This is a genomic window from Pectobacterium quasiaquaticum, assembly GCF_014946775.2.
GTDB classification, from domain to species: Bacteria; Pseudomonadota; Gammaproteobacteria; order Enterobacterales; family Enterobacteriaceae; genus Pectobacterium; species Pectobacterium aquaticum.
Genome location: NZ_CP065177.1, coordinates 2,240,820 through 2,267,510, shown reverse-complemented (window position 1 = coordinate 2,267,510; position 26,691 = coordinate 2,240,820). Strand labels below are relative to the sequence as shown.

The window sequence follows — 26,691 nt, the reverse complement described above, 5'->3', positions numbered from 1 at the left end:
TTCGAACAGTTAGAGAAAGAAACGCTGGTGCGATGGGGGTTGTGTTTCTGTCAATTGATGGCATATCAGCGAAAGGGTACTGCAATTAGACATGAATCACTGAACGTGATGTCACATTCTGGCGTCGGGTCAGAAGGCATAGCCTGAAAACGGACCATGCCTTCTGATAAGGGATTCAACGTCTGTTAATGATGCAGCAGCTCATCAACAACCTGATCGCTAGTGAGCTGATAGGGGTAATACGTTGGCCAGTTGTCCATTTCTTTGAGAATCTCTTCTTGCGACGTATTTCCCATAAAAATATGGAAATGGACGGATTTACGCGGCGCAATGGTGTGATCGCTGAACTGAACGTATTTCGGTGCTTTTGACTGGGCATCTTTACATTCAAACAGATAACGAACGCCTTTTTTACCCGATACATAGGTCAGGATCTTATGCCCAGAATAGTCGTAATGGCATGAGGTCACTTCGCCATCTTTGTAGAACGTCATTACGCCATTGTCGATTTTTATTTCTGAAACATTGGTGGCGTAACCTTTGCGGTAATAATCTTTAACCTGTTCAAATGTTTTACTTTTATCGCTTTCAGCTTTCTTTTTGAACACGGGATCCATCTCACCCGATAGCATAATCGGGTAGACCGATTGCCACATTCCTTCCCAGTCGGTAAGCGCTCTGTCTTTTACATCGCTGTCGTTGAAAACGCCATTGGATGCTTTCTTTTCAATGTCGCTCATGGGCGCACCATGTGAATGAGCGTGAGTATGGCCATGAGAATGGTTATGCGAATGATCGCCATGCGCGGCGACCTGACCGGTTACGAAGAGTGCCCCCAAGGCGAGTACAAGTTTCTTAATATTATTAGACAAAATCAAACCCTCAATGATTTTCCATGATTGATTTGTTATGTTATAACATAACAAATAACGCATAAAAAGATTATCGCAATGCGTGTTTAAAAGCGAAACATTCGTGGTGATGAATCATTCCGAAGCAGAAAAGTAACAATGCAAATCATTAGAGAGTGTGAAATATGGCTGACGTTGTAGCTCGACAGAAAGCAGATGCAAGACTACCTGTGACCGTACTATCCGGCTTTCTCGGCGCGGGAAAGACCACGTTACTTAACCATATTCTGAATAATCGTGCTGGCCGCCGCGTCGCGGTGATCGTTAACGATATGTCAGAAGTGAATATTGATGCTGCGCTGGTGAGGGCGGGCGGCGCTGAGCTTTCACGGACGGACGAAAAGCTGGTTGAAATGAGTAACGGCTGTATCTGTTGCACGCTGCGTGAAGATCTCCTGATCGAGGTTAATCGGCTGGCGAAAGAAGGGCGTTTTGATCAGTTGGTCATTGAATCAACCGGTATTGCGGAACCGCTTCCGGTCGCGGAGACATTCACGTTTGCGGGTGACGATGGGGAAAGCCTCTCTGAAGTGGCTCGGCTGGATACGATGGTGACCGTTGTCGACGGATATAACTTCTTAAAAGATTACACGTCGGTGGACAGCATCCATTCACGCGGAGAATCGTTAGGAGAGGGTGACGAGCGCAGCGTTGTGGATTTGCTGATCGACCAGATCGAGTTCTGCAATGTCATTATCCTCAACAAAACCGACCTGATTGATACGGCGCAACAGCAGAAGCTGGTCGCGATTATTCGTTCACTGAATCCGGGAGCAAAAATACTTCATGCACAATTTGGCGCTGTGCCGCTGAACGAGGTGCTCGACACGGGACTGTTTGATTTCGACAAAGCGGCGCAGGCTCCCGGATGGTTGAAAGAGCTACGCGGCGAGCATACGCCTGAAACTGAGGAATATGGCATCACCAGTTTTGTTTTCCGCGCGCGTCGGCCGTTTCATCCTGCCCGTTTCGCGCAGGTCATGGAAAATTCGCTCACCGGGGTTGTCAGATCTAAAGGCTATTTTTGGTTAGCAAGTCGCCCGGAATATGCCGGATCGTGGTCTCAGGCAGGTGGCGTAGCGCGTCAAGGACTGGCTGGTTCATGGTGGGTCAGTGCGCCGAAAGAAAGATGGCCAACAGATAACGAATCGCTGGATTACATTCGTTCCATTTGGGTGGATGGCGTGGGCGATGCGCGGCAGGAACTGGTGTTTATCGGTATCGATATGGATGAACAGGCGCTGCGAGCCCGCCTGGATGCTGCACTGCTGACGGACAAAGAAATGACCGAAGGTCTGGCGATGTGGGTATCTTATCCTGATCCAATAGATCCCTGGTTTGCGTCATAAACGTATGGGGAATTTGGAAAAGGCCTGATTTTTCAGGTGGTGGAAAGATTTAAAATCCCTCGGCGTTCGTGCTGTGTGAATTCAAATCTCACTCCGGCTATCATGGGAAAGACAAGAATAATTAAAGTAATAAGCAGTATCGTGAAACCACCTCCGGGTGGTTTTTTTGTGCCTGTAATTCACGCCCTGTGCATATCCTGTGCTCACGGGGCGCAATGAAGTGCAATCTCCAGCCTGGCAATGTCGAATCGAACGTGTCACCTCTAACATAGAGAACTTGGCCGTTTCGCCCGATTTCCGGTACTTCTCCGGGAAGGCAAGTTCAGAATGCCTACTGAGTAATCTGTAATACACTAGTCGCCATCAGTGCAAAGTTGCTTAATTCGTGCAATCACCTCATATCTGTACTTCTGGTGTCCACGCATAGCCCTTGGATGGGCTATTCTGAAACAGATTGCATTACCTACTTTAAACTCCCATAGCTTCCCCGGAATGACGGAAGAAGTCTCATAGCCGCCTAGCTCAGTAAGCACCTGCTTGATGATGTAGTCTGTTCTCCGGGCTCCGGATGCAAAGATAATGAAATCGGGCTCAAGGTGTTTAATTTGTGCATCCAACAATTTCACTGAGGCAGATATCACTTCCTGAACTTCACTTTCAGGGCGAATGAGTGGTGTCAGGCGATCATAATCCCACGCCAGTAGATTGGCATATACGATAGCCTGAGGAGGGATATTCAACTCATGAGCCAACCGGAAATAATATTGTGTGAATCGGCTACGTGATTTGAGGTTTAGTGTTCCATCTTTTTTAGTTGGTAGATGCTGCTTGTAACGTTCGAAAGCCTCTTCAACCACCTGCTCTATGCTGATATCAGGTATAAGGCCCAGCACCCGAGACATCCTATTCTTCCCATTCAGCGTATTCCAGCCAGATGTTTCACGGCCAACCAGCATGATTTTTACCGGGGAATGCCAGTATTCATCAAACGGGACAGGTAAGAAGACACCTGAGTATTTATCCTCTTCTAGGTTAAATGACTGGGCGTTAAGTCCCTGTAGTATTTGCTTATACGCGTTTATTAGTGCTTCCATGCTTTGTTCCACTCCGAAATGAAAAATACTTCAAATATATATTATTCACATGAGATCAGTCGGGTATATGAAGATAACTATGCAGAAAATACTTCCGGTTTACCAACGCCACTGTCCCTACGTACAATTTATCGTCCCCGTGCGTTTCGAGGACGATAAATTGATCTATGAAAAACAGTATCTTAGTGCAGAAAGACGCGGTGTTACCGCATACGATGCTTCGTTTACCGCGCTGTGGCTGCATTAAGGTTCATAGCGAACAACATGTGCTTCCGTCGGTGCGGGAAGCTCCCATTTTGTCAGCATACCTTGCAGCGTTTTATTGCTCAGTGTGGTGTCCCGTTTCCCGTTGCGGCGCAGTAATTCCTGACGCGGGCGCTCCAGATAGACAATCTCCACTTCTGCGCCGTAGGCGTAGCACAGATCCAACGTGCGGGTGCGCATTTGCTGGCTCAGGTGTGTGGCGTTCCACACGAACGGTTCATGCGTTCGCAGCAGTGAACGCGCTTTGTCGGTCGCCCAATGCACCGCTTTCCCTTCATTTTCGCCATGTTTCAGTCCCAGCTCTGTTCGCGCATCGTCGAAAGAAACTGCGGGTAAATCGTGCCGATGCGTCCGCACCCAGGTGTCTTTTCCCGATGCGGGCAAACCGCACATCACGGTGACTTTCGAACCCGGCTCCTGAAACAGTGGATAATCTGGATGCACATCGGCTCCGCGAAAATAGCTCAAGCGCGTGTGAGCATCGACAAACGATCTCGGTTGGCCGTAACAGCCTTCTTCCCGCGCCAGCTCGCGGAACAGCTCAATACTGTCGAGCACGCGCGCTTGATCCTGACAGATGCGCCCGCGCATATCGGCTTCCGCCAGCGTTGCCAGCAGCGGAATACTCAATTGCCAAGAGAGTTCGCGAATCGTAAAGATCGGCGACATCCGACGGCGTTCATCCTCAAGGCAGTAAAATGGCACCTGATGCACCGAAATTAAGCGACAAATCGCTTCCCGAATCGCAAACGGAACGCCTGCATCCCACAGCAGCACCCGGGCGTCGATAGCACCTTTGCGCGAGTGTCCCGGCTGACCAATCTGACCCGTTACTGGGTCAATCACTGTCGTGCGATATTTTGCAACGTCATGCAGCAACGCGGCAAAAAACAAAATTTCCTGCTGCTCGCGCGTGGCTGTCTGGTAATCGTGAAGCTGCAAGAGCGACTCGACCACCATGATGGTGTGTGTCCAGACATCACCTTCACCGTGATAGCGCGGTTCCTGCGGCGTCTCTTTAGCGCGTTGAAGTACTGGAAACGCGTCCAGACAATCAGCAAAATCTGGCTGTGCGCCAGAGGTGGGGACCAATCCCCTGATGATATTCCAATCCATGATAATCATACTCCTTACTTATCGGGCATCGCGGCGACGAGCGCGTCTAAAGAACGCAGCGTATTCAGCCCCAGCATTTCCCAAGATACGGTTGGACAGGGCGCGTACAGATCAACGCCGTCAGCCAGTTGGTTCGGCAAAATCGGGCGCCGGGAATGATGCGAGCCGCTGTCCAAAATGGTCTGGATGAAGTCATGGCGTACCAGCTTGTAACGTGCCAGTACCTGTTCATCATCTTCAACTTTTAAATAAAGGCCTTCCGAACGGTCCGATTTATCGGTTTGCTGCCAGCACAGCGCGAGCGGCAAACCTTCACGCTGCACGGTGGATTCAAACGCGGTCTTCCAGTTCTGGCTTTTCGCCAGCGAACGGAACACCAGCTTCCACAGCAATGCCGGATTTGTTGGCATCTCCCCGGCGTAAAGCACCGGAACGGACAACACGGGCGAACCGGCCAGCATCGCGTGCCGGCGCGCTGTCGATAAAAAAATGCCCTCACGACGATCGTAAATATCAAATTCGTGAAAGTAGTGCGGCAACCGGTCGTAAAACACGGAATGCTTGCTGTACGCCCATTCGCCGTACATCACGAAACGGTCTTCCAGCAGCTCAAGAAAACGCATTTCGTGCGCAGTAGCCCAGAACTTGAACGAGTTGAACTGCCGTTCCCGTGAGCCACCAGCCAGATAGTGGCCGCGCGACTGGAGCAGGAGTTCCGCCGTTTCATTGAAAGACACGCCGCTGTTCGCGCCGTCGATCTTTTCTTCGATCACGACGTAACGGCCTGCCAGCGCTTTCAGTGCAATTTGGTCCGACGCATCATCGCCAGACTGTAAACGCGAACCTTCCAGATGCGGGGTACGTGGATACTTTAATAATGGTATTGAATGTAAATACATGTTTTTCGCCTGCTGCGTTATTGGCACAGCCAGGCCCATCTACGGTAAAAAAGAGGGCCGACGAACGTGTTCTGGCGCGAGTCAATAGCTGGCCGCTGGCATTCCAGAGGTCAGAGTCGCGGGGGAGGAAGCGGGAGGTTCATTTTCTGCTCCGCACAATAGCGGGGAAAACAGGAAACTCGTACCGCAGCCAACGCTGGCGCAGACTGCGCCGAGTCGAGGCTGCTTAATGCAGTCGTCGGCGGTTAGTGGGGGGCTGACGTACAGGGCACTTTAGGGCTCCAAATGACACATTGGGGGTGAGTAAACGGCGCGATTCTAGCGAAGGAATTCTCCGACAACAAGTTTTTGTATAAAAAATGCTATTCTTTCCTGTAGTTGTAGAATGCGCTGTCACGTGTAAACGTGGTAAAAAGGCCAGAGGTTATCGACGTTAGCGTGATAAGAATGGCGCGTGGTGGGATAGGGGAGTGCATACAATGAATAGCAGGGGAATATGATGAAAATCAGTGTGATAAAGAAAGGGATTGCGGGTCTGTTACTGGTGCTGCCGCTGTACGGTGTCGCAGAGACAAAGGATCCAGATTTGTTCGCTGGCTATACCACGCAGGATCTCACCGCGGCATTACCTGCGCGACTGTTGAACATGGTTCAGCGAGAGAAAGTGGTCGATGCGGCAAACCACATGGTGCAGACCGAGTATGTTGACCCTACGACAGGCAATAAGGCGCTGGTTTCATTGTTTATGCTGCCGCCTGATAAAGATGGCAATGTTCCGATTGCCTCCAAGCCCAGCGATCTGGATGCAGTGATTGCGAGTACCGAAAAAGAGATGCTGCGCCAGCGTATTAAGCCCGACCAGCGTGCGGGAAACATTGACGGTGCGACGCCTTTTCGCTGCTTACAAACGATTCTGAATAACAAGGTTCTGCATTCGCTGTGTTCGACGCTGGTTAAAGGGCGCGTGCTGGAAGTACAGGCGATCAACACGGTCGATAATATTCAGGATGAAGTCGGGCTGAATAAGGTCATCGGGCAACAAAATGAATTTGTTATCGGGATGGGAAAAACGCTGCTGGCGCTTAAAAAGTAATCAGTACTGACGTAGCAGGCAAACGTCAGCGGTGACAGACCGCCACGGTTTCGAGCCTGTACATAAATTTGTGTAATTGCCTGATTTTGATATGTTCAACCCAACATCAAAAGCAGGTTACTTTATGGACGAAAAACAGTTGCAGGCTCTGGCTAACGAACTGGCCAAAAATCTCAAAACTCCTGAAGATCTCAACCAGTTCGATCGGCTGCTCAAGAAAATCAGCGTTGAGGCAGCGCTCAACGCCGAAATGTCCCACCACCTCGGCTACGATAAAAACCAGGCTAAAACGGGCTCTAACGCCCGCAACGGCTACTCCACAAAGACCGTAACCACTGTCGATGGCCCCTTGGAGCTGCGTACTCCCCGCGATCGTGAAGCCACCTTTGAACCGCAACTGGTGAAGAAAAACCAGACCCGGATCACCGGGATGGATAACCAGATCCTGTCGTTATACGCCAAAGGAATGACAACCCGTGAAATAGCGGCTGCGTTCAAAGAGCTTTATGACGCCGATGTCTCACCCGCACTGGTATCGAAGGTGACTGATGCCGTTATGGAACAGGTAGTCGAATGGCAACATCGGCCACTGGATGCGGTCTATCCTATTGTTTACCTTGACTGTATTGTATTGAAAGTCCGACAGGATAGTCGCGTAATTAATAAATCCGTGTTCCTGGCACTGGGTATCAATATCGAAGGCCAGAAAGAGTTATTGGGGATGTGGTTGGCCGAAAATGAAGGTGCGAAGTTCTGGCTTAACGTGCTGACAGAACTGAAAAATCGCGGGCTGAACGATATCCTCATTGCCTGTGTTGACGGACTGAAAGGATTCCCGGATGCGATTAACGCAGTCTATCCAGAGGCACGGATCCAGTTGTGCATTGTGCATATGGTGCGTAACAGCCTGCGGTTCGTCTCCTGGAAGGACTACAAGGCAGTCACTCGAGACCTGAAAGCGATCTATCAGGCCCCAACGGAAGAGGCAGCACAGCAGGCCCTGGATGCGTTTGCCGGTACCTGGGACAGTCGATATCCGCAGATAAGTCGAAGCTGGGAGGCAAACTGGGTGAACCTTGCGACATTCTTCGCTTACCCGGCAGACATCCGCAAAGTGATCTACACCACCAACGCCATAGAGTCGCTGAACAGCGTGATCCGTCATGCCATCAAAAAGCGTAAGGTGTTCCCGACGGACGACTCAGTAAAGAAGGTAGTATGGCTGGCAATCCAGGCGGCATCGCAAAAATGGACGATGCCGCTGAGGGACTGGCGTATGGCAATGAGCCGTTTTATTATTGAGTTCGGTGACCGCCTGAACGGTCACTTCTGAGAAAAGGCATTTACACAGAATGGTGTACAGGCTCACGGTTTCTCATCAACATTCCTGAGCGAAGGCGAGCACCTTCGCTTTTTTTGCACCAAAACGCCCCTGGTTCTCCCTTGCTTCAGCACTGGAACACACTCTATGAACTTATCTTGGTAGTGCAGTAGCGCGCAATCTTCCATGATTCAGCTGCGTGCTTATGTAGCAGAAACAACTCCTGATAAGCCGCTGGAGTGACGATGCCCGTCGCTTTGTCTGTTTCTGTTCCCTCGGTAGCACTTCGAACGAATGCCCAGTCTGGGCTGATTTGCTCCACTTCCTTTATTTCATATTTCATACTGAAGCCGATTGTTTCAAATACGCTATTATAGGCAAGCTCAAGCTCATCCTTGCCTATTGATGCTGGTCTGCCCGGTCCCATAAGCACGCCATCATTAGTATATGTTTCGATTACAGCAGGGATGTCGGCACGATTGAAAGCTGTCAGATAAGCGACGGCTACTGCTTCAATTTTCACCAGTTCTTCATTCAATGTCTTACTCATTATTATTCCTCACTAAGCGTGTTGCGTGGTTTCGGTATCCAGATAAGACAGACTGGGCAACCATATTCCCGGAATCCTGATTCTGGCAGCCATTAGTGTTGGCGACCTAAAACTTGCTGGACACGATACTTGATAAGTTTTTGACCCGGCAGGGCCAGAAAACAATGCATTTGCTTAACATAATGCGTATTGATTAAGTAGACTAGATGTATAAAAATAATTAGCCTTATCATTTAAATGATAAATGGTGTAAGGAGAAAGCTTTGCGTCGCGACGAAATTGCAGATCTGACAGCGTTCGTAGTTGTTGCTGAAGAACGCAGTTTTACCAAAGCTGCTCTCCGCCTGGGAATGGCGCAATCAGCCCTGAGCCAGATAATTCGCCGTGTTGAGGAACGCCTGGGTTTACGATTACTCGCGCGCACGACACGGAGTGTCGCGCCAACAGAGGCTGGGAAACGCCTGCTTGAGAAGCTAGGTCCGATGTTTCATGAGCTTGACCTTGTGATTAGCTCTCTCGATGAGCTGCGCGACCGGCCTTCTGGAACTATTCGGCTCACGACGGTGGAACATGCGGCAAAGACCATACTCATGCCCGCCATTGAGAGATTACTACCAGAAAACCCCGATATTCATATTGAGATCAACGTTGATCATGCGCTGGTAGACGTTGTAGCCAATCAGTTTGATGCTGGCATTCGCCTTGGGGGAGAGATCGACAGGGAGATGATTGCTATGCGAATTGGTCCAGATATCCCGATGGCAATCGTTGCCAGTCCGGCCTATCTGACAAGATTTCCGGCACCCAAAGTACCCACTGAGCTAATCGATCATAACGTCGTCAACTTCCGGCTGCCAACATCTGGCACAGTAATAGGATGGCGCCTTATGAGTGACGGACGTGAAATAGAAGTTAGAGGTAAAGGACAACTGGTCGTGAATACTATTGAGCTACTGGTCAATGCAGTACTTGATGGCCATGGTCTGGGATATATCCATCTTGATCAGGTGCAGGGATTTATTGACAACGGAGAACTTATCCAGGTACTCGATGAATTCACACCGGACATACCGGGTTATCATCTTTACTATCCTAACCGCAGGCACCACTCTTCTGCGTTCTCTTTACTCGTAGAAACCCTCCGATATTGCCACTAATCTGTTATATATTCTGCGATGGAAAATAATTTCCGAATTCCAAGCGGCCCCTTCATTACGAAATATATTCATTACGAAACGACACTGGATAAACGCTATGCTTTTGTTACTCGTTTTGGCTGTGATAGCAGTCGCCGTTTACGGCTGGTTAAAACAGCCGCAGTATGTATCACCAGAGGTCAAGCCCCAGCCGGAAAACCCACTCTTTCTCGATGGCGCATTTCATAACCCAGTGGCTCGACCGACGGTCGATAGCCAGAACCGATTCACGCTGCTGTATCGCTTTCTTTTTGAGAAAGACGCTGGCGCGTTACCAGATACCCCATTGCCGACGGAAAAAACCGATCTGCACCAGTTGAGTAAAACGGATAACGTCATCATCTGGATGGGCCATTCCAGCTATTTCATTCAACTGGAAGGGAAAACGTTCCTTCTGGATCCGGTATTTAGCGACAACGCTTCGCCGGTGCCACGCACCAACGTCGCCTTCAAGGGCAGCAATGTGTATGCACCGGATGATGTTCCCACCATCGACTATCTGCTGATCACCCACGATCACTGGGATCATCTGGATTATCCCACGCTGAACGCGCTACGCGGGAAAATCCGCCGCATTGTCACGCCAACGGGCGTGGGGTCCTATTTTGTAAAATGGGGTTTCCCGCAGAAAGACATTACGGAAGGCGGCTGGTTCAGTTGTCTGAAAGAGAATGGTATCGACATCCATGTGCTACCGACACAGCATTTTTCTGGCCGACTCCTCAAGCATAATCAAACGCTGTGGGGTTCATTTGCGCTGATTACGGAACAACATCGTCTGTATCTCGGCGGGGACAGCGGCTATGGTGCGCATTACAAAGCGATCGCTGAGCGTCTAGGCGGATTCGATATCGCGATACTGGAATGCGGACAATACGATCGGGACTGGCCCCACGTTCACATGACGCCGGAAGAAAGTGCGCAGGCGGCCAGTGATTTGCAGGCAAAAGCGGTACTACCGAGCCATAACAGCAAATTTAAGCTGGCGCACCACCGCTGGAACGATCCGCTGGAACGCATTTCGCAGGCTAGCCAAGATCAGGCCTGGCGGCTGATGACGCCCCGTATTGGTGAACGCGTTCAGGTCGATAACCCGCAGCAGACGTTTAGTCAGTGGTGGAATTTCAGTTCTATGAAGTGATGCTGCATATCTCAACGAATCTATGCTGCGTCCCTTAACTATTTATTGTTCAACTCAGCATGGGTAATAACTGTGCAAAAAAGCTTTTAAACGATAAAAATCGCTCCAGAAACGCTTAATATTCAACCAAAAATCACATTTCGGAAAGGGCACCTACAGTACTTTTTGGTATGTGAGGAGGTTAAGGGACACACTCTAGCTAACGATCCTCTGAATCAATAAAAGCCTGCCCGATGTGATCAGGCAGGCATAATGCTATGCGCGCCAGAAGAAACGTGAAAAAAGCATCAAAATAGGGTAAATCTCCAAGCGTCCCATTATCATCGCTGCACACATTAAATATTTAGCCTCATCTTTGAGAGTACCAAACGTTGAGGCTGTTTCACCAAACCCTAATCCCATATTGTTAATGCATGCCGCGACGGTAGCAAACGAGGTGAGTAAATCATATCCCATCATATTCAGTACCCAGATGAAAAAGATTGTGAAAAGCATATAAAGGAAGAAGAAACTCCATACAGAATGCATGACACGATCATTCACCGTACTGCCACCTACTTTTATATTCATTAATGCACGTGGATGAGCCAGTTGATGTAATTCATGCCGACTTTGCTTCAGCAAAATCAAAAAACGTAATGTTTTAATGCCACCACATGTTGAACCAACACACCCCCCAAAAAAACTCATAAATAACAAAAACACAATAGTGTGAGTTGGCCAGTTCGCATAATCAGCGGTTGCCAGACCGTTATCAGTCATCATGGAACTTGCAAGGAAAAAGGCATGGATGAAACTATCAAACATGTTATACATCCCCGCGTGCCATACTTGCCAGGTAGTGAGGAGAACAACAATACATGTCACCAGCAGAAAGAAACGAAGTTCGGCATTACGCTGAAAAGGTTTCAGGGTACGTTTAGTGATAGCGATATACCATAAGGTAAAATTAAATGCGGAAAGCAGCGAAAATAAACCCGCAACGAATTCAATAGCATGGTTGTTGTAAAAACCGATACTTTCCGTTTGGGTCGAGAAACCGCCTAGTGATACAGTTGATAAACCATGACACAGTGCGTCAAAAGCAGGCATCCCCGCAAGCATGTAAGAAAAAGTACAGGCTAATCCGAGCAGTGAATATGTTAACCAGAGACTGCGTGATGTATCTGCCAGTCGAGGCGTCAGTTTTTCTTCTTTAAAAGGACCTGGCATTTCCGACTGATAAAGTTTTGCTCCACCAATACCTAATAAAGGGAGTACTGCAACGGCAAGGACAATAACCCCCAAACCGCCAATAAAATTCAGTTGAGCTCGATAATAAAGATAGGCATGTGGCAGTGAACTAACATCAGCTACAACGGTAGCGCCAGTTGTGGTTATACCGGAAACGCCTTCAAATAATGCATCGGCAAAGCTTAAGTTCAGTGCGTCATCCTGCCATATCGGAATGGCGCTAATAAGAGAAAATAATATCCAAAACAGGACGATAATGATAAATCCATCTCGGGTTCGTAGTTGTATTCCTGCTCGCCGGGTCAGAACCCAGGCGATGCCTCCGAGAGAAAAAAAAGTAATGAACGTACTGAGAAAAACAAAAAAACTCTTCTCTTTGTTCAGCAATGCAATAACCATCGGTGGCAGCATGGAAAAACTGTATAAAAAAACTAAAAAACCACAGATATGTGTTACTACACGAATTTGGGATGAATTAATAGAATAATAGTTTTTCAAACGAAAGCTCCCAAATTAAAAATGAAAATCCACGCAACTGCGTGGATTTTATGAGGTTTGTTAGTCTGCATACAATGCTGTGATATCGCATGAGACAACAGAAGTAATTTAGACGTTGAACAGGAAGTTCATCACATCACCATCTTTAACGATGTATTCCTTGCCTTCTGAACGCATTTTTCCGGCTTCTTTCGCGCCTTGTTCACCCTTGTAGGTGATGAAATCGTCATAGGCGATCGTTTGTGCGCGGATGAAGCCTTTCTCGAAGTCGGTGTGAATCTTACCGGCGGCCTGCGGAGCGGTGGCGCCGACAGGGATGGTCCAGGCACGAACTTCTTTCACGCCAGCGGTGAAGTAAGTTTGCAGGTTCAGCAGCTCATAGCCCGCACGGATTACGCGGTTCAGACCCGGCTCTTCTAACCCTAACTCAGCCATGAATTCTTCACGGTCAGCATCGTCCAGCTCGGCAATATCTGATTCAACGGCGGCGCAGACGGCCACAACGACAGAGCCTTCAGCCGCTGCGATTTCGCGCACTTTATCGAGGTATGGGTTGTTTTCGAAACCGTCTTCGTTAACGTTAGCGATGTACATCGTTGGTTTCAGCGTCAGGAAGCTCAGGTAGCGGATGGCTGCTTTATCTTCATCGCTTAAATCCAGCGAGCGCAGCATGCCAGCGTTTTCCAATTGTGGTAAGCATTTCTCCAGCGCGGCCAGCTCAGCTTTAGCATCTTTATCACCGCCTTTGGCTCTCTTCTGCACGCGATGAATGGCGCGTTCACAGGTGTCGAGGTCAGACAGTGCTAATTCAGTGTTGATGACTTCGATATCATCAGCCGGATCAACTTTGTTGTTTACGTGGATAATGTTGTCGTTTTCGAAGCAGCGTACAACGTGGCCGATGGCTTCCGTTTCACGAATGTTGGTCAGGAACTGGTTACCCAAACCTTCACCTTTGGACGCGCCTTTTACCAGACCAGCGATATCAACAAATTCCATGGTGGTAGGGAGGATACGCTGTGGCTTAACGATTTCAGCCAGCTTGTCCAGACGTGGATCGGGCATTGGCACTACGCCAGTGTTCGGCTCGATGGTACAAAACGGGAAGTTGGCCGCTTCGATGCCGGCTTTGGTCAACGCATTGAACAGAGTGGATTTACCGACGTTAGGCAGCCCAACGATACCGCATTTGAATCCCATGTTTATATCACCTTAAATAACTTATTAATCAGGCAATTACTATCTATTGCCTGTCAGAATGGAAATATTTCGGCAGATTATACACGGAATGGCGATTTATCTCGATCTGCCATCCGCATTCTGACTAGATTATGCCGCTTTGAAGGCATGCAAGCGGTTCATCGCTTTGATCATGTCTTCTTTCATCAGGATTTCTGTGCAGCGTACGGCTTCGTCAATGGCATCGTCGATCAGCGTCTGTTCGCTCGTCGGCGGTTTGCCCAGCACAAAGCCAGTCACTTTGCTTTTATCACCCGGATGGCCGATACCGATGCGTAAACGATGGAAATTCGGGTTGTTACCCAATTTACTGATGATGTCTTTCAGACCGTTATGGCCGCCGTGTCCGCCGCCTAGCTTAAGTTTGGCAATTCCCGGTAATAAATCCAGTTCATCGTGTGCAACCAGAATTTCATCAGGCTGGATGCGGTAGAAGGTGGCCATTGCCGCGACGGCTTTGCCGCTCAGGTTCATGAACGTGGTGGGAACCAGCAGACGGACATCTTGCCCAGCCAGATTAAGGCGGGAGGTGTAACCAAAAAATTTGCTTTCTTCTTTCAGCGGCTGACGGTAAGCGTCCGCCAGACGATCGACAAACCAGGCTCCCGCATTATGGCGGGTGGCGGCGTATTCAGCGCCGGGATTCGCTAGGCCGACAATTAATTTAATGCTGCTCACGGTATATTCCAGATTACGTGCTTAAACTGACGCAGGGTAGCGTGATAAACGAAAGCGCTAGTTTACACACCGCATGAGGTATAGCCAAATATCGGTGTTGGAATGTAAAAATAATGTTATTTGTTTAGTGATGTGATTATTCGGATTTTTGTCTATTTGTTTGTTTAAACGTAAAAAAATATTAATCATCCCCCTTATCTGTGATCCCTCCCGCAATCATCTAAGTACATTATTGCCTATAATTACATCAATAATAAGAGAGTAAACAGTAATGGCACTCCGATTCATCCACAGAATTAATCTGGAGGTGGCAGATGAAACGCAAGAACGTGACAGTACTAGGTAATGTATTGATGGGTATCGGGATGATCATGATGATTGGCGGCATCGGTTTTTCTATCGCCAGCCAGTTCCCGAAACTGAATGTTCCTGAATATATGACTTACATTGATCTGGTCAGTATTTTTTCTGGCGCAATATTTTGGTTGGCGGGGGCGCGTATTAGCGGGCGTGAAGAAATCGCGGATCGTTACTGGTGGGTTAAGCACTTTGATAAGCGTTGTCGCCGCCAACGTCACCCATAACCGTTAAGGCGCCATAGGCGTGAATGAAAATTGAACATGAGAGCCGCTGTAGCTTTGCTATGGCGGTTTTTTGTTTTTATAGCGATAGCGTTTTTACAGTGATGAAAATAAGAAAGCCACCTTGTTACAGGTGGCTCCCTCATTATCGTTTTTGATCGATTACTCGATCAGCGGCGATTAATGTTCAAACATTGCAGAAATGGATTCTTCGTTGCTGATACGACGAATCGCTTCGGCCAACATACCGGACAGCGTTAACGTACGAACATTCGGCAGTGAACGAATGTTTTCCGCCAGCGGAATGGTATCGCAGACAATCACTTCATCAATGACAGAGTTCTTGATGTTCTCGTAAGCGTTGCCTGAGAAAATCGGGTGTGTGGCATAAGCGAATACACGTTTAGCCCCACGTTCCTTCAGTGCTTCCGCCGCTTTGCACAGCGTGCCGCCAGTGTCGATCATATCGTCAACCAGTACACAGTCACGGCCAGCGACGTCACCGATGATATGCATCACCTGAGAAACGTTGGCACGCGGACGGCGCTTGTCAATGATCGCCATATCGGTATCGTTCAGCAGTTTAGCGATTGCGCGAGCACGCACAACGCCACCGATATCTGGAGAAACCACGATCGGGTTTTCCAGATTTTGTTGCAACATGTCTTCCAGCAGGATCGGGCTACCGAATACGTTATCTACCGGGACATCGAAGAAACCCTGAATCTGCTCAGCGTGCAGATCTACAGTCAGAACACGGTCAACACCCACGCTGGACAGGAAGTCAGCAACGACTTTCGCGGTGATTGGCACACGTGCGGAACGCACGCGACGATCCTGACGGGCATAGCCGAAGTAGGGGATAACGGCGGTAATACGTCCCGCGGAAGCGCGACGCAGAGCATCAACCATCACAACCAGTTCCATCAGGTTGTCATTGGTGGGTGCACAGGTGGACTGGATGATGAAAATATCACCACCGCGTACATTTTCATTTATTTGCACGCTGACTTCGCCATCGCTAAAACGACCGACAGCGGCGTCGCCAAGGCTAGTGTACAAACGGTTGGCAATACGTTGTGCTAGTTCCGGGATGGCGTTACCAGCAAAAAGCTTCATATCAGGCACGAGAAGAACCTCAGGCTTGCGTCCAGAGAAATATTGCACCTGCCAAGCAAGGAAAAACAACAGGTACAACATGCATACGGGTGTATGAATTAAGTTTGCTACAGACTGGCCGCGTGGCAGCCGGTGTGTGGCAAAACCTAACGTTGCCCAGAAAGCGTACGGTGTAGCGGAGAGATATTAACACCTCTCGCGACGAAACCGTTTAACCATTCCGGGGCCTGGTCAAGCACCTGACGGGCTGCGAACTCGGTGTCAAACTCTGCAAACACACAAGCCCCCGTTCCAGTCAGGCGCGCCGGGGCATATTCTAGCAGCCATGAAAGTAGCTGTTCAACCTCACGAAAACGTTTTCTTGCGATAGCTTCACAATCATTGACGAAGGTCTGGTTTAATAAAGTTTCTAAATCACGAATTGGCGAATTCCGCGTCAACTCAGGATCGCTGAAAATCAACGGCGTGGCAATACTCACACCAGGATGAGCGACCAGATACCATTTTTCTGGCGGATTTGCGGGGGTTAACTGTTCGCCAATGCCTTCGGCAAAGGCAGAATGCCCACGAACAAAGACGGGAACATCTGCACCCAATTGCAGCCCCAGTTCGGCCAACGTATCCACACTCAGCCCGCTTTGCCACAAATGGTTGAGGGCGACCAAAACGGTCGCCGCATTGGATGAACCACCACCCAGCCCGCCGCCCATCGGCAGGCATTTCTCGATACTGATGTCTGCGCCGAACTGAGCAGGGCGAATATCGTAGCGTTCGCAGTGCTGCTGTAATAAGCGTGCGGCGCGTACGATCAGGTTTTGCTCGTTCTCTACACCGTCGACAGGGGTAAGCAGGTTAATCTGGTCGTCATCACGCGGCCGAATCGTCAAGGTGTCACCGTAATCCAGAAACTGGAATAGCGTTTGCAGCAGGTGATACCCGTCTTTTCTCTGGCCGGTAATATAAAGAAACAGGTTCAGTTTGGCGGGGGCAGGCCATGTCTCGATAACCGTCGGTTGCATCACTTATTTAACCATCCAGTTATTCATCTTCAGCTTAATACGCTGTTCACCCTGAACCAGCTCCAGACTGGTTGGCAGCGGAGGCGTTAACTCGGTGTTGTAGCTCTGATAGCTGACATTCCAGTTTTGATTGCCCTGACGATAAGTGATGGTTTTCAGCAGATAGCGTTCATCCAGCGTGAATTCGTTGGCGTCACCTGGGATGCCGAGGATCCACTGGCGCAGATTATTCAGTGGGATCGCCATGCCGGTCAGTTGCTGAATCATGTATTCGGCATCTTTACCCACGTAACGCTTACCCTGATTGTCGGTGATTTGCACGCCGTCAGGCTGAGCACGCAGTTCTAATTCGGTGCTGCCGAGCGGGTTGGTCAGCAGCAGTCGATAACGCTGCGGCGGTGTGTCCTGCCAGAAGAAATTGGCTGATACTCTTTTACTATCGGAGATATAGGCAAAAGCGCCGCGTGTCTGATATTGGCTGAGCTGCTGGACCTTTTGCTGATGCTGTTGCCACTCTGGCGAGGTAGGGCTTTTACCCGTTTGGGTCGGTTGATTAATGCTACAGGCGGCAAGCAATACGCTGGCTAAAGGCAGTAAACGCAGGCATCGGACGGTTTTGGTTGGCATGTCGGTCGTATCCTGTAAATGAACGAAGTCCGTGAAATACGTCACGCTAACGGGCTTACCGCTCAGCGTCAATGATTGTTATTCGTTAATGGCGTTTATTGTTTTTTGTCAAAAAGTGACTACCTCAGACGAGGTGTATCGCGTGCTGTCGCTTTTCTTGCACTCCTGCATCAAGTAGAATGCGGTTCAAACGAAATCCATACTAAGACCGGTATTACTCAGAAACAGCCTAATGACCCTGCTTGCGCTTGGTATTAATCACAAAACCGCACCGGTTTCTCTGCGTGAACGTGTTGTGTTCTCACCAGATAAACTCGGGGTGGCCCTCGACAGTCTGCTACAGCAACCGCTGGTGCAGGGCGGCGTTGTGCTGTCTACGTGCAATCGCACGGAACTCTATCTTAGCGTTGACGAACAGGAAAACCAGCGGGAGCAACTGATTCGCTGGCTGTGTGAATATCACCAATTGCGCCCGGAAGACGTCAACGGCAGCCTGTACTGGCATCAGGATAATGCTGCCGTTAGCCATTTGATGCGTGTTGCCAGCGGTCTGGATTCTCTGGTGTTAGGCGAACCGCAGATTTTGGGGCAGGTGAAGAAGGCGTTTGCCGAATCACAGCGTGGTCATTCCTTGTCCAGCGAACTGGAGCGGCTATTCCAGAAATCTTTTACTGTGGCCAAGCGTGTTCGTACGGAAACGGATATCGGTGCCAGCGCGGTGTCGGTGGCATTTGCTGCCTGTACGCTGGCGCGGCAGATTTTTGAATCACTGTCGGATGTCACGGTGCTGCTGGTTGGTGCCGGAGAAACCATTGAACTGGTCGCCCGCTATCTTCGCGAGCACAAAGTGCAGAAAATGGTGATCGCGAACCGCACCCGTGAACGTGCGCAGGCGCTGGCAGCGGAAGTGGGCGCAGAAGTCATCACGCTGGCAGAGTTGGACGAACAGCTCGTTCAGGCCGATATCGTGATCAGTTCAACGGCAAGTACACTGCCGATTATCGGAAAAGGGATGATGGAACGGACGCTGAAGGCGAGACGGAATCAGCCAATGCTGATGGTGGATATTGCGGTTCCGCGCGATATTGAGCCGGAAGTCGGCAAATTGCCGAACGTTTATCTCTACAGTGTGGACGATCTGCACGCCATCATTCAGCATAACCTTGCGCAGCGCAAAGCAGCGGCGGTGCAGGCTGAATCTATCGTGCAGCAGGAAAGCTCTGACTTCATGGCGTGGCTGCGTGCGCAGTCCGCGGTGGAGACCATCCGCGATTATCGTGCTCAGGCCGATGAATTGCGGGCGGAAATGACGGCCAAGGCGCTGGCTGCCATCCAACAAGGCAATGACGTTGAAGCGGTGATTCAGGAACTGACACACCGTTTGACCAACCGTCTGATTCACGCGCCGACCAAGTCCCTTCAGCAAGCCGCTCGTGACGGCGACCAACACCGGTTACAAATTTTACGTGACAGCCTTGGGCTGGACTAGCATTCATCTCTACTATTTATTTCTACTACAGGATTTAACCGCCCGCATGAAGCCTTCTATTGTTGCTAAACTGGAAGCGTTACAAGAACGCCATGAAGAAGTCCAGGCGTTACTCGGTGAGCCCAGCGTCATCGCTGATATGGATCGCTTTCGCGCGTTGTCGCGAGAATATGCGCAGCTCACTGATATTACCCGCTGTTTCCAGCAATGGCAGCAGGCGCAAGAGGATCAGCAAACCGCAGAAATGATGCTGGACGATCCTGAAATGCGCGATATGGCGCAGGAAGAGTTGAAAGAAAGCAAAGCGACGATTGAGGCACTGGAGCAGCAGCTTCAGGTGCTGTTGTTGCCGAAAGATCCCGACGATGAGCGCGGCTGTTTTCTGGAAGTGCGCGCCGGAACGGGCGGTGACGAAGCGGCAATCTTTGCCGGCGACTTGTTCCGTATGTACAGTCGTTATGCTGAATCACGCCGCTGGCGCGTTGAGGTTGTAAGCGCCAGCGATGGCGAACATGGCGGCTATAAAGAAGTTATCGCCAAAATCTCCGGTGACGGTGTGTACGGTCAGCTCAAGTTTGAATCCGGCGGTCATCGCGTTCAGCGCGTTCCCGCGACGGAATCTCAAGGGCGCATTCACACCTCGGCCTGTACGGTCGCCGTGATGGCGGAAGTGCCAGAAGCGGAGATGCCGGACATCAACCCAGCGGATTTACGCATCGATACCTTCCGCTCTTCTGGCGCGGGCGGTCAGCACGTTAACACCACCGATTCCGCTATCCGTATTACCCACTTGCCAACCGGTATTGTCGTGGAGTGCCAGGACGAGCGTTCACAGCACAAAAACAAAGCCAAAGCGTTGTCGGTGTTGGGCGCGCGTATTCGTGCCGCAGAAGTGCAGAAACGTCAGTTGGAAGAAGCGTCAACCCGCCGTAACCTGCTCGGCAGCGGCGATCGCTCTGACCGTATTCGTACTTACAATTTCCCGCAGGGAAGGGTGACCGATCACCGCATTAACCTGACGCTTTACCGGCTGGATGAAGTCATGGAAGGGAAACTGGACACGCTGATTCAGCCGGTCGTGCAGGAATACCAGGCCGATCAGCTTGCTGCGTTGTCCGAGCAGGAATAATGACGTATCAGGATTGGTTAATCTCGGCCACGGCGCAGCTCGCGGCGGGAGAAAGTCCGAAGCGAGATGCGGAAGTTTTGCTGGGGTTTGTGACTGGCAAGTCCCGCACGTTCCTGCTGGCGTTTGGTGAAACTGAGCTGAACGCGGCTGAACAGCAGCAGTTAACCGAGCTGCTGCTGCGTCGTGAACAGGGGGAACCTATTGCCTATTTGATCGGCGTGCGTGAGTTCTGGTCACTGCCGCTGGCCGTGTCACCCGCCACGCTGATTCCTCGTCCCGATACCGAATGTCTGGTCGAACAAGCCTTGCTACGCCTGCCTCAAACGCCGTGTGCTGTGCTGGATTTGGGCTCGGGAACCGGTGCGATTGCGCTGGCGCTGGCGAGTGAACGGCGTGATTGCCGGGTGACTGGCGTTGATGTTCAACCCGATGCCGTTGCGTTAGCGACAAAAAACGCCCAGCAATTGGGGCTCGACAACGCCCATTTCTTATCCGGAAGCTGGTATTCACCGCTTGATCACACCCGCTTTGCGCTTATCGCCAGTAACCCCCCGTATATTGATGCCGATGATGTGCATCTGTCGCAGGGCGATGTCCGTTTTGAACCTGCCAGCGCGCTGATTGCCGCCGACAACGGACTGGCGGATTTACGCACGATTATTGAATCTGCGCCGCATTATTTGGACGACGGTGGCTGGCTGCTGCTGGAACATGGCTGGCAGCAGGCTGATGCGGTGCGTCAGCTATTGCAGGCCCGAGGATTTACACAAATAGAAACCTGTCAGGACTATGGTGGCAATGACCGCGTGTCGTTAGGACGCTGGTCGGATGCCCCAATTTATTAGGAGCAATGGACGTGATAACTCTTTACCCAGCCACGATATATCTGCATCTGGCAACGGTTGGTATCAGTATTTCCCTGTTTGTGATTCGTTTTTTTTGGCTGTGCCGGCAATCCGCTATGCTGCAACAGCGCTGGGTGAAAATCCTGCCGCATATTAACGACACCTTGTTATTAATCAGCGGTATTGGTTTAATCGTTCTCAGCCATACGTATCCGTTTACTCCCGAGCAAAGCTGGCTGACGGAAAAACTGTTTGGCGTTATCATTTATATCCTTCTTGGCGCTATCGCCTTGGGGAAACGCCCCCGTAGTCAGAACGTTCGCTGGCTGGCGTTTGTATCTGCTTTACTATGCTTTGGTGCGGTCGTGCTGTTGGCACTGACGCAGTCACCGTTGCTGATGGAATAATTATGAGTGCTATTGCTGATTTTGAATTCAACCAGTCACTGCTAAGTGATGGTGTCGTGTTGGTTTCACAGGCGATTCGCCGCGACTTTCCCGCTCAGGATGTGCGGCAAAATCTGCAACAGTTGGTTGAGAGCGCCCGAGCCGCTATTCCTGACGGTCTTGAGCAAGATCTTCAGCTTGAAAAACTGATTGAGCTGTTTTATCACACTTGGGGATTCGGTGGTGCGGGCGGCGTTTATCGCCTGTCTGATGCGCTGTGGCTGGATCAGGTGCTTGAATCTCGTCAGGGCCTGCCTGTGTCGCTGGGTATCATCTTTCTGCATATCGCCAATGAACTCGGTCTGCCGCTGATGCCGGTGATTTTCCCGACACAGTTGATTCTGCGTGCCGACTGGCTTGATGAAGAGATGTGGCTGATCAATCCGCTAAATGGCGATACGCTGAGCGAGCATGTGCTGGAAGTGTGGCTGAAAGGGAATATTGGCCCGTCAACCCGCCTGCTCGATGAAGATCTGGATGAAGCGGAGAACGTCATGATCGTGCGTAAAATGCTCGACACGCTGAAAGTCGCCCTGATGGAAGAAAAACAGATGGAGCTGGCGCTGAGAGCCAGCGAAGCGGTGCTGCAGTTTGACCCGGACGACCCTTACGAAATCCGCGATCGCGGCCTGATTTATGCTCAACTGGATTGCGACCATATTGCGCTGTCCGATCTCAACTATTTCGTCGAACAGTGCCCAGAAGATCCAGTGAGTGAAATGATAAAAGTACAGATTCACTCGATAGAGCAAAAACAGATTGTCTTGCATTAAAAAAACAGTCTTACATTAAGAAACCGTTTTGCAGTAATGCTACGTTAATTTATTTCCCGACATGAAGGTAAAAGTATGACGAATAAAGTGGTCAAGATAGGGGATATCCCCGTCGCCAACGATCTGCCTTTTGTGCTGTTTGGCGGCATGAATGTTCTTGAATCACGCGATCTGGCGATGCGCATTTGTGAGCATTACGTCACGGTCACGCAGAAGTTGGGCATTCCTTACGTGTTCAAGGCGTCATTCGATAAGGCTAACCGCTCCTCGATTCACTCTTACCGCGGTCCCGGTCTGGAAGAAGGGATGAAAATCTTCCAGGAACTGAAACAGACATTTGGCGTAAAAATTATCACTGACGTGCATGAAGCACATCAAGCGCAGCCTGTTGCCGATGTGGTTGATGTGATCCAACTTCCTGCGTTTTTGGCGCGCCAAACCGATCTGGTGGAAGCGATGGCGAAAACCGGTGCAGTAATCAACGTGAAAAAACCGCAGTTCGTCAGCCCGGGGCAAATGGGGAACATCGTCGATAAATTTATCGAAGGTGGCAACGATCAGGTAATTCTGTGCGATCGCGGTAGCAACTTCGGTTACGACAATCTGGTTGTCGATATGCTGGGCTTCAATGTCATGAAGCAGGCTTCCAACGGCGCGCCGGTGATTTTTGACGTTACGCATGCGCTACAGTGCCGCGACCCGTTTGGGGCGGCGTCCGGTGGCCGTCGTGGGCAGGTCACTGAACTGGCGCGAGCCGGTATGGCTGTCGGTCTGGCAGGGCTATTCATTGAAGCTCACCCGGAACCTGCGAATGCGAAATGTGATGGCCCATCTGCGCTGCCGCTGGATAAACTGGAGCCGTTCTTGCAGCAGATCAAAGCGATTGACGATCTGGTGAAAAACTTCCCAGAACTAGATACCAGCAAGTAATTTTACTCACTAAAAAACCCGCGATATCGCGGGTTTTTGTTTATAACCTTCGTCGTGTATCTACGATACCGCGCGATGGCTGTTATTTATAAAGATCGGCGCTGATCGTGAGGTTGTTGCCTTTACCTTCCCACTGTCTGGTTATGTGGTAGTACTTGGCACCTTTCTCGCCCGCGCGTTTAGCAACGGCTTCAGACACTTGCGTCATGTTGGTGTAGTTGCCGCGGAACTTAATCGAATCGAAAGGCACCATCTGCGCTGCCGTAGCATTGTTCAGTTCCTGAATTTTGGAACCATCCATTAACGTTACCGTGTAACGTCCACCTTTTGATGATTGCGTTTCAAAGAAGTTACCTACGTTACGGCTTGGGCTACCTGAGTTAGCGACACCAGGAATTTCTACCTTAGCGGCTTCTGTACCACCCGCAGCCAGCGCAGCACGGCCTGCATCAGAATCCGCAGGGATGACGTCGGTGCTCTGGGTCTGGCGCTTCGGTGCGTCGGCTTTATAAATGTAGGCAGTAATTTTTTGGTTGCCGCTATTCGAGTTCACATCAACCTGACGAACGATGTAGAACGAATCGGCATTTTTCTCTTTTGCTGCTTTCGCAATGGCGTCATTCACGTCCGGCTGGCTGCGGAAGAATCCGCCAACGGTGACGGTGTCATAGGGTTCCAATCCATACGCCACATCTTTCGGCAGCTCTTTCACGCCGTAGAAGGTGCGGAATTGGACATCCTGATTCGCCTTTGGCGCATCTTTGCGATACAGATCAACTGTGACATTCCAGTTGCCACTCGAATTAGCGTCATCCATCGCTTGTACATAAAACGACTCTGCGCCCAGCTTGTCGGCGCGTTTTGAGGCTGCGGCTACCGCTTCATTGATCGCGTTAAAACGTCCTTTAAACGTAATTCGTTCAAAGGGTTGCAGGGATTCTGCCTGTTCAGGCGTCAGTTCCTGTGCAGCCTGCGCTGAAAATGCCGAGAGTGATAACAACAATGTAGATGCAATAACAGTAGTCTTCAGCTTCATAAAAAAATCCTTTCGCCTTCCTGCCACTCGAATTATTTAAGGTATAGCAATCAACCTGTAACGGAATGGGGCTGATTATCGCACGGAATAAATTCTTGTGCTTTAGCATTTTCAGCGGGCTGAAAGGCCATGATACTTCGGCTCGCAACAAGAAAAGTGCTAATAATAACGGTTAATGATTGTTTTGACATCATAAGGGATATTTATACAATTTATCACTTTAACAACCTTGTAACACATCGTTTTTGTGAAACAGCCCAGAAAAATACTTCTATAATAATGCTACAAAAGGCAGAGAAGACCATGATTTTCGACCAAGAAAGGCTGGCAGAACCTGTGATAACTCGGCTTTTCTGTGAAATTCATTTTATTTATGGATCATCGATCACATTTTCAGTACGTTATAAATGAGTTCGCCTACCGTGAGACGCCTCAAAAAACGTGTGGTAAGAAGATGATAAGACCCTCTTCCTACCGCGTGAATGCGGGGATACAGGGTGCAGTAGGTCTCGGCGAATTCGTATAACAGAATAGGGTGAGAATAATAACCTTCGTTAAAATAAGCGAAAAGGGTATCAGCATGCGTATTGGTGTACCAAGAGAGCGGTTGGCCAATGAAGCCCGTGTAGCAGCGACGCCGAAAACGGTTGAACAGCTACTGAAACTGGGCTTTACGGTCTCGATAGAACGTGAAGCGGGAAAACTGGCAAGTTTTGATGATGCGGCATACGAAGAAGTCGGTGCGTCGATTGTTGACAGTTCGGAAGTCTGGCAAGCCGATATCGTCCTGAAGGTGAATGCACCGCAGGATGATGAAATCGAACTGACCCGCGCGGGCAGTACGGTTGTCAGCTTTATCTGGCCAGCGCAGAACCCAGAACTGCTGGCGAAGCTGGCTGCCCGTCAGGTGACGGTGATGGCGATGGATTCCGTGCCGCGTATTTCGCGCGCGCAGTCACTGGATGCGCTCAGCTCGATGGCTAACATCGCGGGCTATCGTGCCATCGTTGAAGCTGCTCACGAGTTTGGCCGCTTCTTTACTGGGCAGATTACCGCCGCAGGTAAAGTTCCGCCTGCTAAGGTTATGATTATCGGGGCTGGCGTGGCTGGTTTGGCTGCGATCGGTGCTGCAGGTAGCTTAGGGGCTATCGTGCGTGCTTTTGATACCCGCCCTGAAGTAAAAGAGCAGGTTAAGAGCATGGGGGCTGAATTCCTCGAACTCGACTTTGAAGAAGAAGCAGGCAGCGGTGACGGCTATGCCAAAGTCATGTCTGAAGCCTTTATCAAAGCCGAAATGGAACTGTTTGCCGCTCAGGCAAAAGAAGTCGACATTATCGTCACTACCGCACTGATCCCTGGAAAACCGGCACCGCGCCTGATCACCAAAGAAATGGTGCTGAGCATGAAGCCCGGCAGCGTGATTGTCGATTTAGCGGCACAAACGGGCGGGAACTGTGAATTGACCGTAGCCGATCGAGTCACCGTGACGGAAAACGGCGTTAAAATTATCGGTTACACCGATTTACCTAGCCGTCTGCCGACGCAATCTTCACAGCTTTACGGCACGAACTTGGTTAACCTGCTGAAATTACTCTGCAAAGAGAAAAATGGCGAAATCGACGTCGATTTTGATGATACCGTGATTCGCGGTGTGACCGTCATTAAAGAAGGTGAAATTACCTGGCCAGCACCGCCGATTCAGGTTTCCGCACAGCCACAGCAGGCAAAACCTGCCGCTGCTATGATGAAGGAAGCAGCCAAACCGACGTCGCCGTGGAAGAAATATGCGTTCCTCGTCATCGCCATCCTGTTGTTTGGCTGGCTGGCCGATGTTGCGCCTAAAGAGTTCTTGTCTCACTTTACCGTTTTTGCGCTGTCCTGCGTGGTGGGCTATTACGTGGTCTGGAATGTCAGCCACGCCTTGCACACGCCATTGATGTCAGTCACTAACGCCATATCAGGCATTATCGTTGTCGGAGCATTGTTGCAGATCGGCCACGGCGGATGGGTGTCGTTCTTCTCGTTCATTGCCGTATTGATCGCCAGCATCAATATTTTCGGTGGTTTCACCGTGACTCAGCGCATGCTGAAAATGTTCCGTAAAAACTAAGGGGT

The 26,691-nt window shown here is 50.1% G+C and carries 25 protein-coding genes; 13 read left to right on the top strand and 12 right to left on the bottom strand.

Features of this window, described 5'->3' with window-relative positions:
- Positions 1–185 precede the first annotated feature (185 nt).
- Positions 186–872 (bottom strand): metal-binding protein ZinT, encoded by a 687-nt coding sequence (zinT, locus tag IG609_RS10520; RefSeq protein ID WP_193399519.1) that lies wholly within the window; start codon positions 870–872, stop codon positions 186–188.
- 164 nt (positions 873–1,036) lie between these two features.
- Here zinT and zigA point away from each other — a divergent pair, with 164 nt between their 5' ends.
- Positions 1,037–2,260, top strand: a complete 1,224-nt coding sequence (gene zigA, locus IG609_RS10515) for a zinc metallochaperone GTPase ZigA (RefSeq protein WP_180786969.1) — start codon at positions 1,037–1,039, stop codon at positions 2,258–2,260.
- A 353-nt stretch (positions 2,261–2,613) separates the two neighbouring features.
- Here zigA and IG609_RS10510 read toward each other — a convergent pair whose 3' ends face one another.
- From IG609_RS10510 to IG609_RS10500, 3 genes are all read right to left on the bottom strand, one after another.
- Positions 2,614–3,354, bottom strand: coding sequence for a hypothetical protein (locus tag IG609_RS10510; RefSeq protein ID WP_180786970.1), 741 nt, complete (start codon positions 3,352–3,354; stop codon positions 2,614–2,616).
- 243 nt (positions 3,355–3,597) lie between these two features.
- A complete protein-coding gene (locus IG609_RS10505) occupies positions 3,598–4,743 on the bottom strand; it encodes an AAA family ATPase (protein ID WP_205558075.1) in 1,146 nt (381 codons plus the stop codon).
- 5 nt (positions 4,744–4,748) lie between these two features.
- Positions 4,749–5,633 (bottom strand): RNA ligase family protein, encoded by an 885-nt coding sequence (locus IG609_RS10500; protein ID WP_180786972.1) that lies wholly within the window; start codon positions 5,631–5,633, stop codon positions 4,749–4,751.
- A gap of 499 nt (positions 5,634–6,132) precedes the next feature.
- Here IG609_RS10500 and IG609_RS10495 point away from each other — a divergent pair, with 499 nt between their 5' ends.
- Both IG609_RS10495 and IG609_RS10490 read left to right on the top strand, forming a co-directional pair.
- Entirely contained in the window at positions 6,133–6,726 is a 594-nt protein-coding gene (locus IG609_RS10495) for a hypothetical protein (protein ID WP_193399465.1), read from the top strand.
- A 124-nt stretch (positions 6,727–6,850) separates the two neighbouring features.
- Complete coding sequence (locus IG609_RS10490; protein WP_193399575.1) at positions 6,851–8,059, top strand: IS256 family transposase; 1,209 nt, start codon at positions 6,851–6,853, stop codon at positions 8,057–8,059.
- A 133-nt stretch (positions 8,060–8,192) separates the two neighbouring features.
- On the opposite strand, the gene IG609_RS10485 is transcribed toward IG609_RS10490, so the two are convergent.
- Positions 8,193–8,597, bottom strand: a complete 405-nt coding sequence (locus IG609_RS10485; protein WP_180786973.1) for a YybH family protein — start codon at positions 8,595–8,597, stop codon at positions 8,193–8,195.
- 263 nt (positions 8,598–8,860) lie between these two features.
- On the opposite strand from IG609_RS10485, the gene IG609_RS10480 reads away from it, so the two are divergent.
- Entirely contained in the window at positions 8,861–9,754 is an 894-nt protein-coding gene (locus tag IG609_RS10480; RefSeq protein WP_193399091.1) for a LysR family transcriptional regulator, read from the top strand.
- Positions 9,755–9,851: 97 nt separating this feature from the next.
- A complete protein-coding gene (locus tag IG609_RS10475) occupies positions 9,852–10,934 on the top strand; it encodes an MBL fold metallo-hydrolase (protein ID WP_193399092.1) in 1,083 nt (360 codons plus the stop codon).
- Between the two features lie 255 nt (positions 10,935–11,189).
- Here IG609_RS10475 and IG609_RS10470 read toward each other — a convergent pair whose 3' ends face one another.
- The 3 genes from IG609_RS10470 to pth all read right to left on the bottom strand — a co-directional run bounded on the left by IG609_RS10470 (position 11,190) and on the right by pth (position 14,582).
- Positions 11,190–12,647 (bottom strand): TrkH family potassium uptake protein, encoded by a 1,458-nt coding sequence (locus IG609_RS10470; RefSeq protein WP_102116539.1) that lies wholly within the window; start codon positions 12,645–12,647, stop codon positions 11,190–11,192.
- A gap of 126 nt (positions 12,648–12,773) precedes the next feature.
- Positions 12,774–13,865 carry a redox-regulated ATPase YchF gene (gene ychF / locus IG609_RS10465; protein WP_102116501.1) on the bottom strand — a complete coding sequence of 364 codons (1,092 nt, stop codon included), beginning with the start codon at positions 13,863–13,865 and terminating at the stop codon, positions 12,774–12,776.
- 129 nt (positions 13,866–13,994) lie between these two features.
- Positions 13,995–14,582: an aminoacyl-tRNA hydrolase gene (gene pth / locus IG609_RS10460; RefSeq protein ID WP_010274897.1), complete on the bottom strand. Its 588-nt coding sequence runs from the start codon at positions 14,580–14,582 to the stop codon at positions 13,995–13,997.
- Between the two features lie 314 nt (positions 14,583–14,896).
- On the opposite strand from pth, the gene ychH reads away from it, so the two are divergent.
- On the top strand, positions 14,897–15,166 hold the full coding sequence (gene ychH, locus IG609_RS10455) for a stress-induced protein YchH (RefSeq protein ID WP_193399093.1): 270 nt from the start codon (positions 14,897–14,899) through the stop codon (positions 15,164–15,166).
- A gap of 177 nt (positions 15,167–15,343) precedes the next feature.
- Here the strand turns inward: ychH and prs are convergent, their stop codons facing one another.
- The 3 genes from prs to lolB form a co-directional block, all read right to left on the bottom strand.
- Positions 15,344–16,291, bottom strand: coding sequence for a ribose-phosphate diphosphokinase (gene prs, locus IG609_RS10450; RefSeq protein ID WP_010274915.1), 948 nt, complete (start codon positions 16,289–16,291; stop codon positions 15,344–15,346).
- A gap of 137 nt (positions 16,292–16,428) precedes the next feature.
- Complete coding sequence (gene ispE / locus IG609_RS10445) at positions 16,429–17,301, bottom strand: 4-(cytidine 5'-diphospho)-2-C-methyl-D-erythritol kinase (RefSeq protein WP_193399141.1); 873 nt, start codon at positions 17,299–17,301, stop codon at positions 16,429–16,431.
- A 3-nt stretch (positions 17,302–17,304) separates the two neighbouring features.
- Complete coding sequence (lolB, locus tag IG609_RS10440) at positions 17,305–17,928, bottom strand: lipoprotein insertase outer membrane protein LolB (RefSeq protein WP_193399094.1); 624 nt, start codon at positions 17,926–17,928, stop codon at positions 17,305–17,307.
- Positions 17,929–18,160: 232 nt separating this feature from the next.
- Here lolB and hemA point away from each other — a divergent pair, with 232 nt between their 5' ends.
- The 6 genes from hemA to kdsA all read left to right on the top strand — a co-directional run bounded on the left by hemA (position 18,161) and on the right by kdsA (position 23,540).
- Positions 18,161–19,417 carry a glutamyl-tRNA reductase gene (gene hemA / locus IG609_RS10435; protein ID WP_193399095.1) on the top strand — a complete coding sequence of 419 codons (1,257 nt, stop codon included), beginning with the start codon at positions 18,161–18,163 and terminating at the stop codon, positions 19,415–19,417.
- Between the two features lie 46 nt (positions 19,418–19,463).
- On the top strand, positions 19,464–20,546 hold the full coding sequence (gene prfA, locus IG609_RS10430; RefSeq protein ID WP_095699512.1) for a peptide chain release factor 1: 1,083 nt from the start codon (positions 19,464–19,466) through the stop codon (positions 20,544–20,546).
- Complete coding sequence (gene prmC, locus IG609_RS10425) at positions 20,546–21,391, top strand: peptide chain release factor N(5)-glutamine methyltransferase (protein ID WP_193399096.1); 846 nt, start codon at positions 20,546–20,548, stop codon at positions 21,389–21,391. The genes prfA and prmC overlap by 1 nt, the downstream gene beginning before the upstream one ends.
- Before the next feature lie 5 nt (positions 21,392–21,396).
- Positions 21,397–21,798 (top strand): SirB2 family protein, encoded by a 402-nt coding sequence (locus tag IG609_RS10420; protein WP_116162973.1) that lies wholly within the window; start codon positions 21,397–21,399, stop codon positions 21,796–21,798.
- A 2-nt stretch (positions 21,799–21,800) separates the two neighbouring features.
- Entirely contained in the window at positions 21,801–22,610 is an 810-nt protein-coding gene (gene sirB1, locus IG609_RS10415) for an invasion regulator SirB1 (protein WP_180786980.1), read from the top strand.
- 75 nt (positions 22,611–22,685) lie between these two features.
- Complete coding sequence (gene kdsA, locus IG609_RS10410; RefSeq protein ID WP_193399097.1) at positions 22,686–23,540, top strand: 3-deoxy-8-phosphooctulonate synthase; 855 nt, start codon at positions 22,686–22,688, stop codon at positions 23,538–23,540.
- An 82-nt stretch (positions 23,541–23,622) separates the two neighbouring features.
- Here kdsA and ydgH read toward each other — a convergent pair whose 3' ends face one another.
- A complete protein-coding gene (gene ydgH / locus IG609_RS10405) occupies positions 23,623–24,576 on the bottom strand; it encodes a DUF1471 family protein YdgH (protein WP_193399098.1) in 954 nt (317 codons plus the stop codon).
- Positions 24,577–25,156: 580 nt separating this feature from the next.
- Here ydgH and pntA point away from each other — a divergent pair.
- Positions 25,157–26,686: a Re/Si-specific NAD(P)(+) transhydrogenase subunit alpha gene (pntA, locus tag IG609_RS10400; protein ID WP_193399099.1), complete on the top strand. Its 1,530-nt coding sequence runs from the start codon at positions 25,157–25,159 to the stop codon at positions 26,684–26,686.
- Positions 26,687–26,691 lie beyond the last annotated feature (5 nt).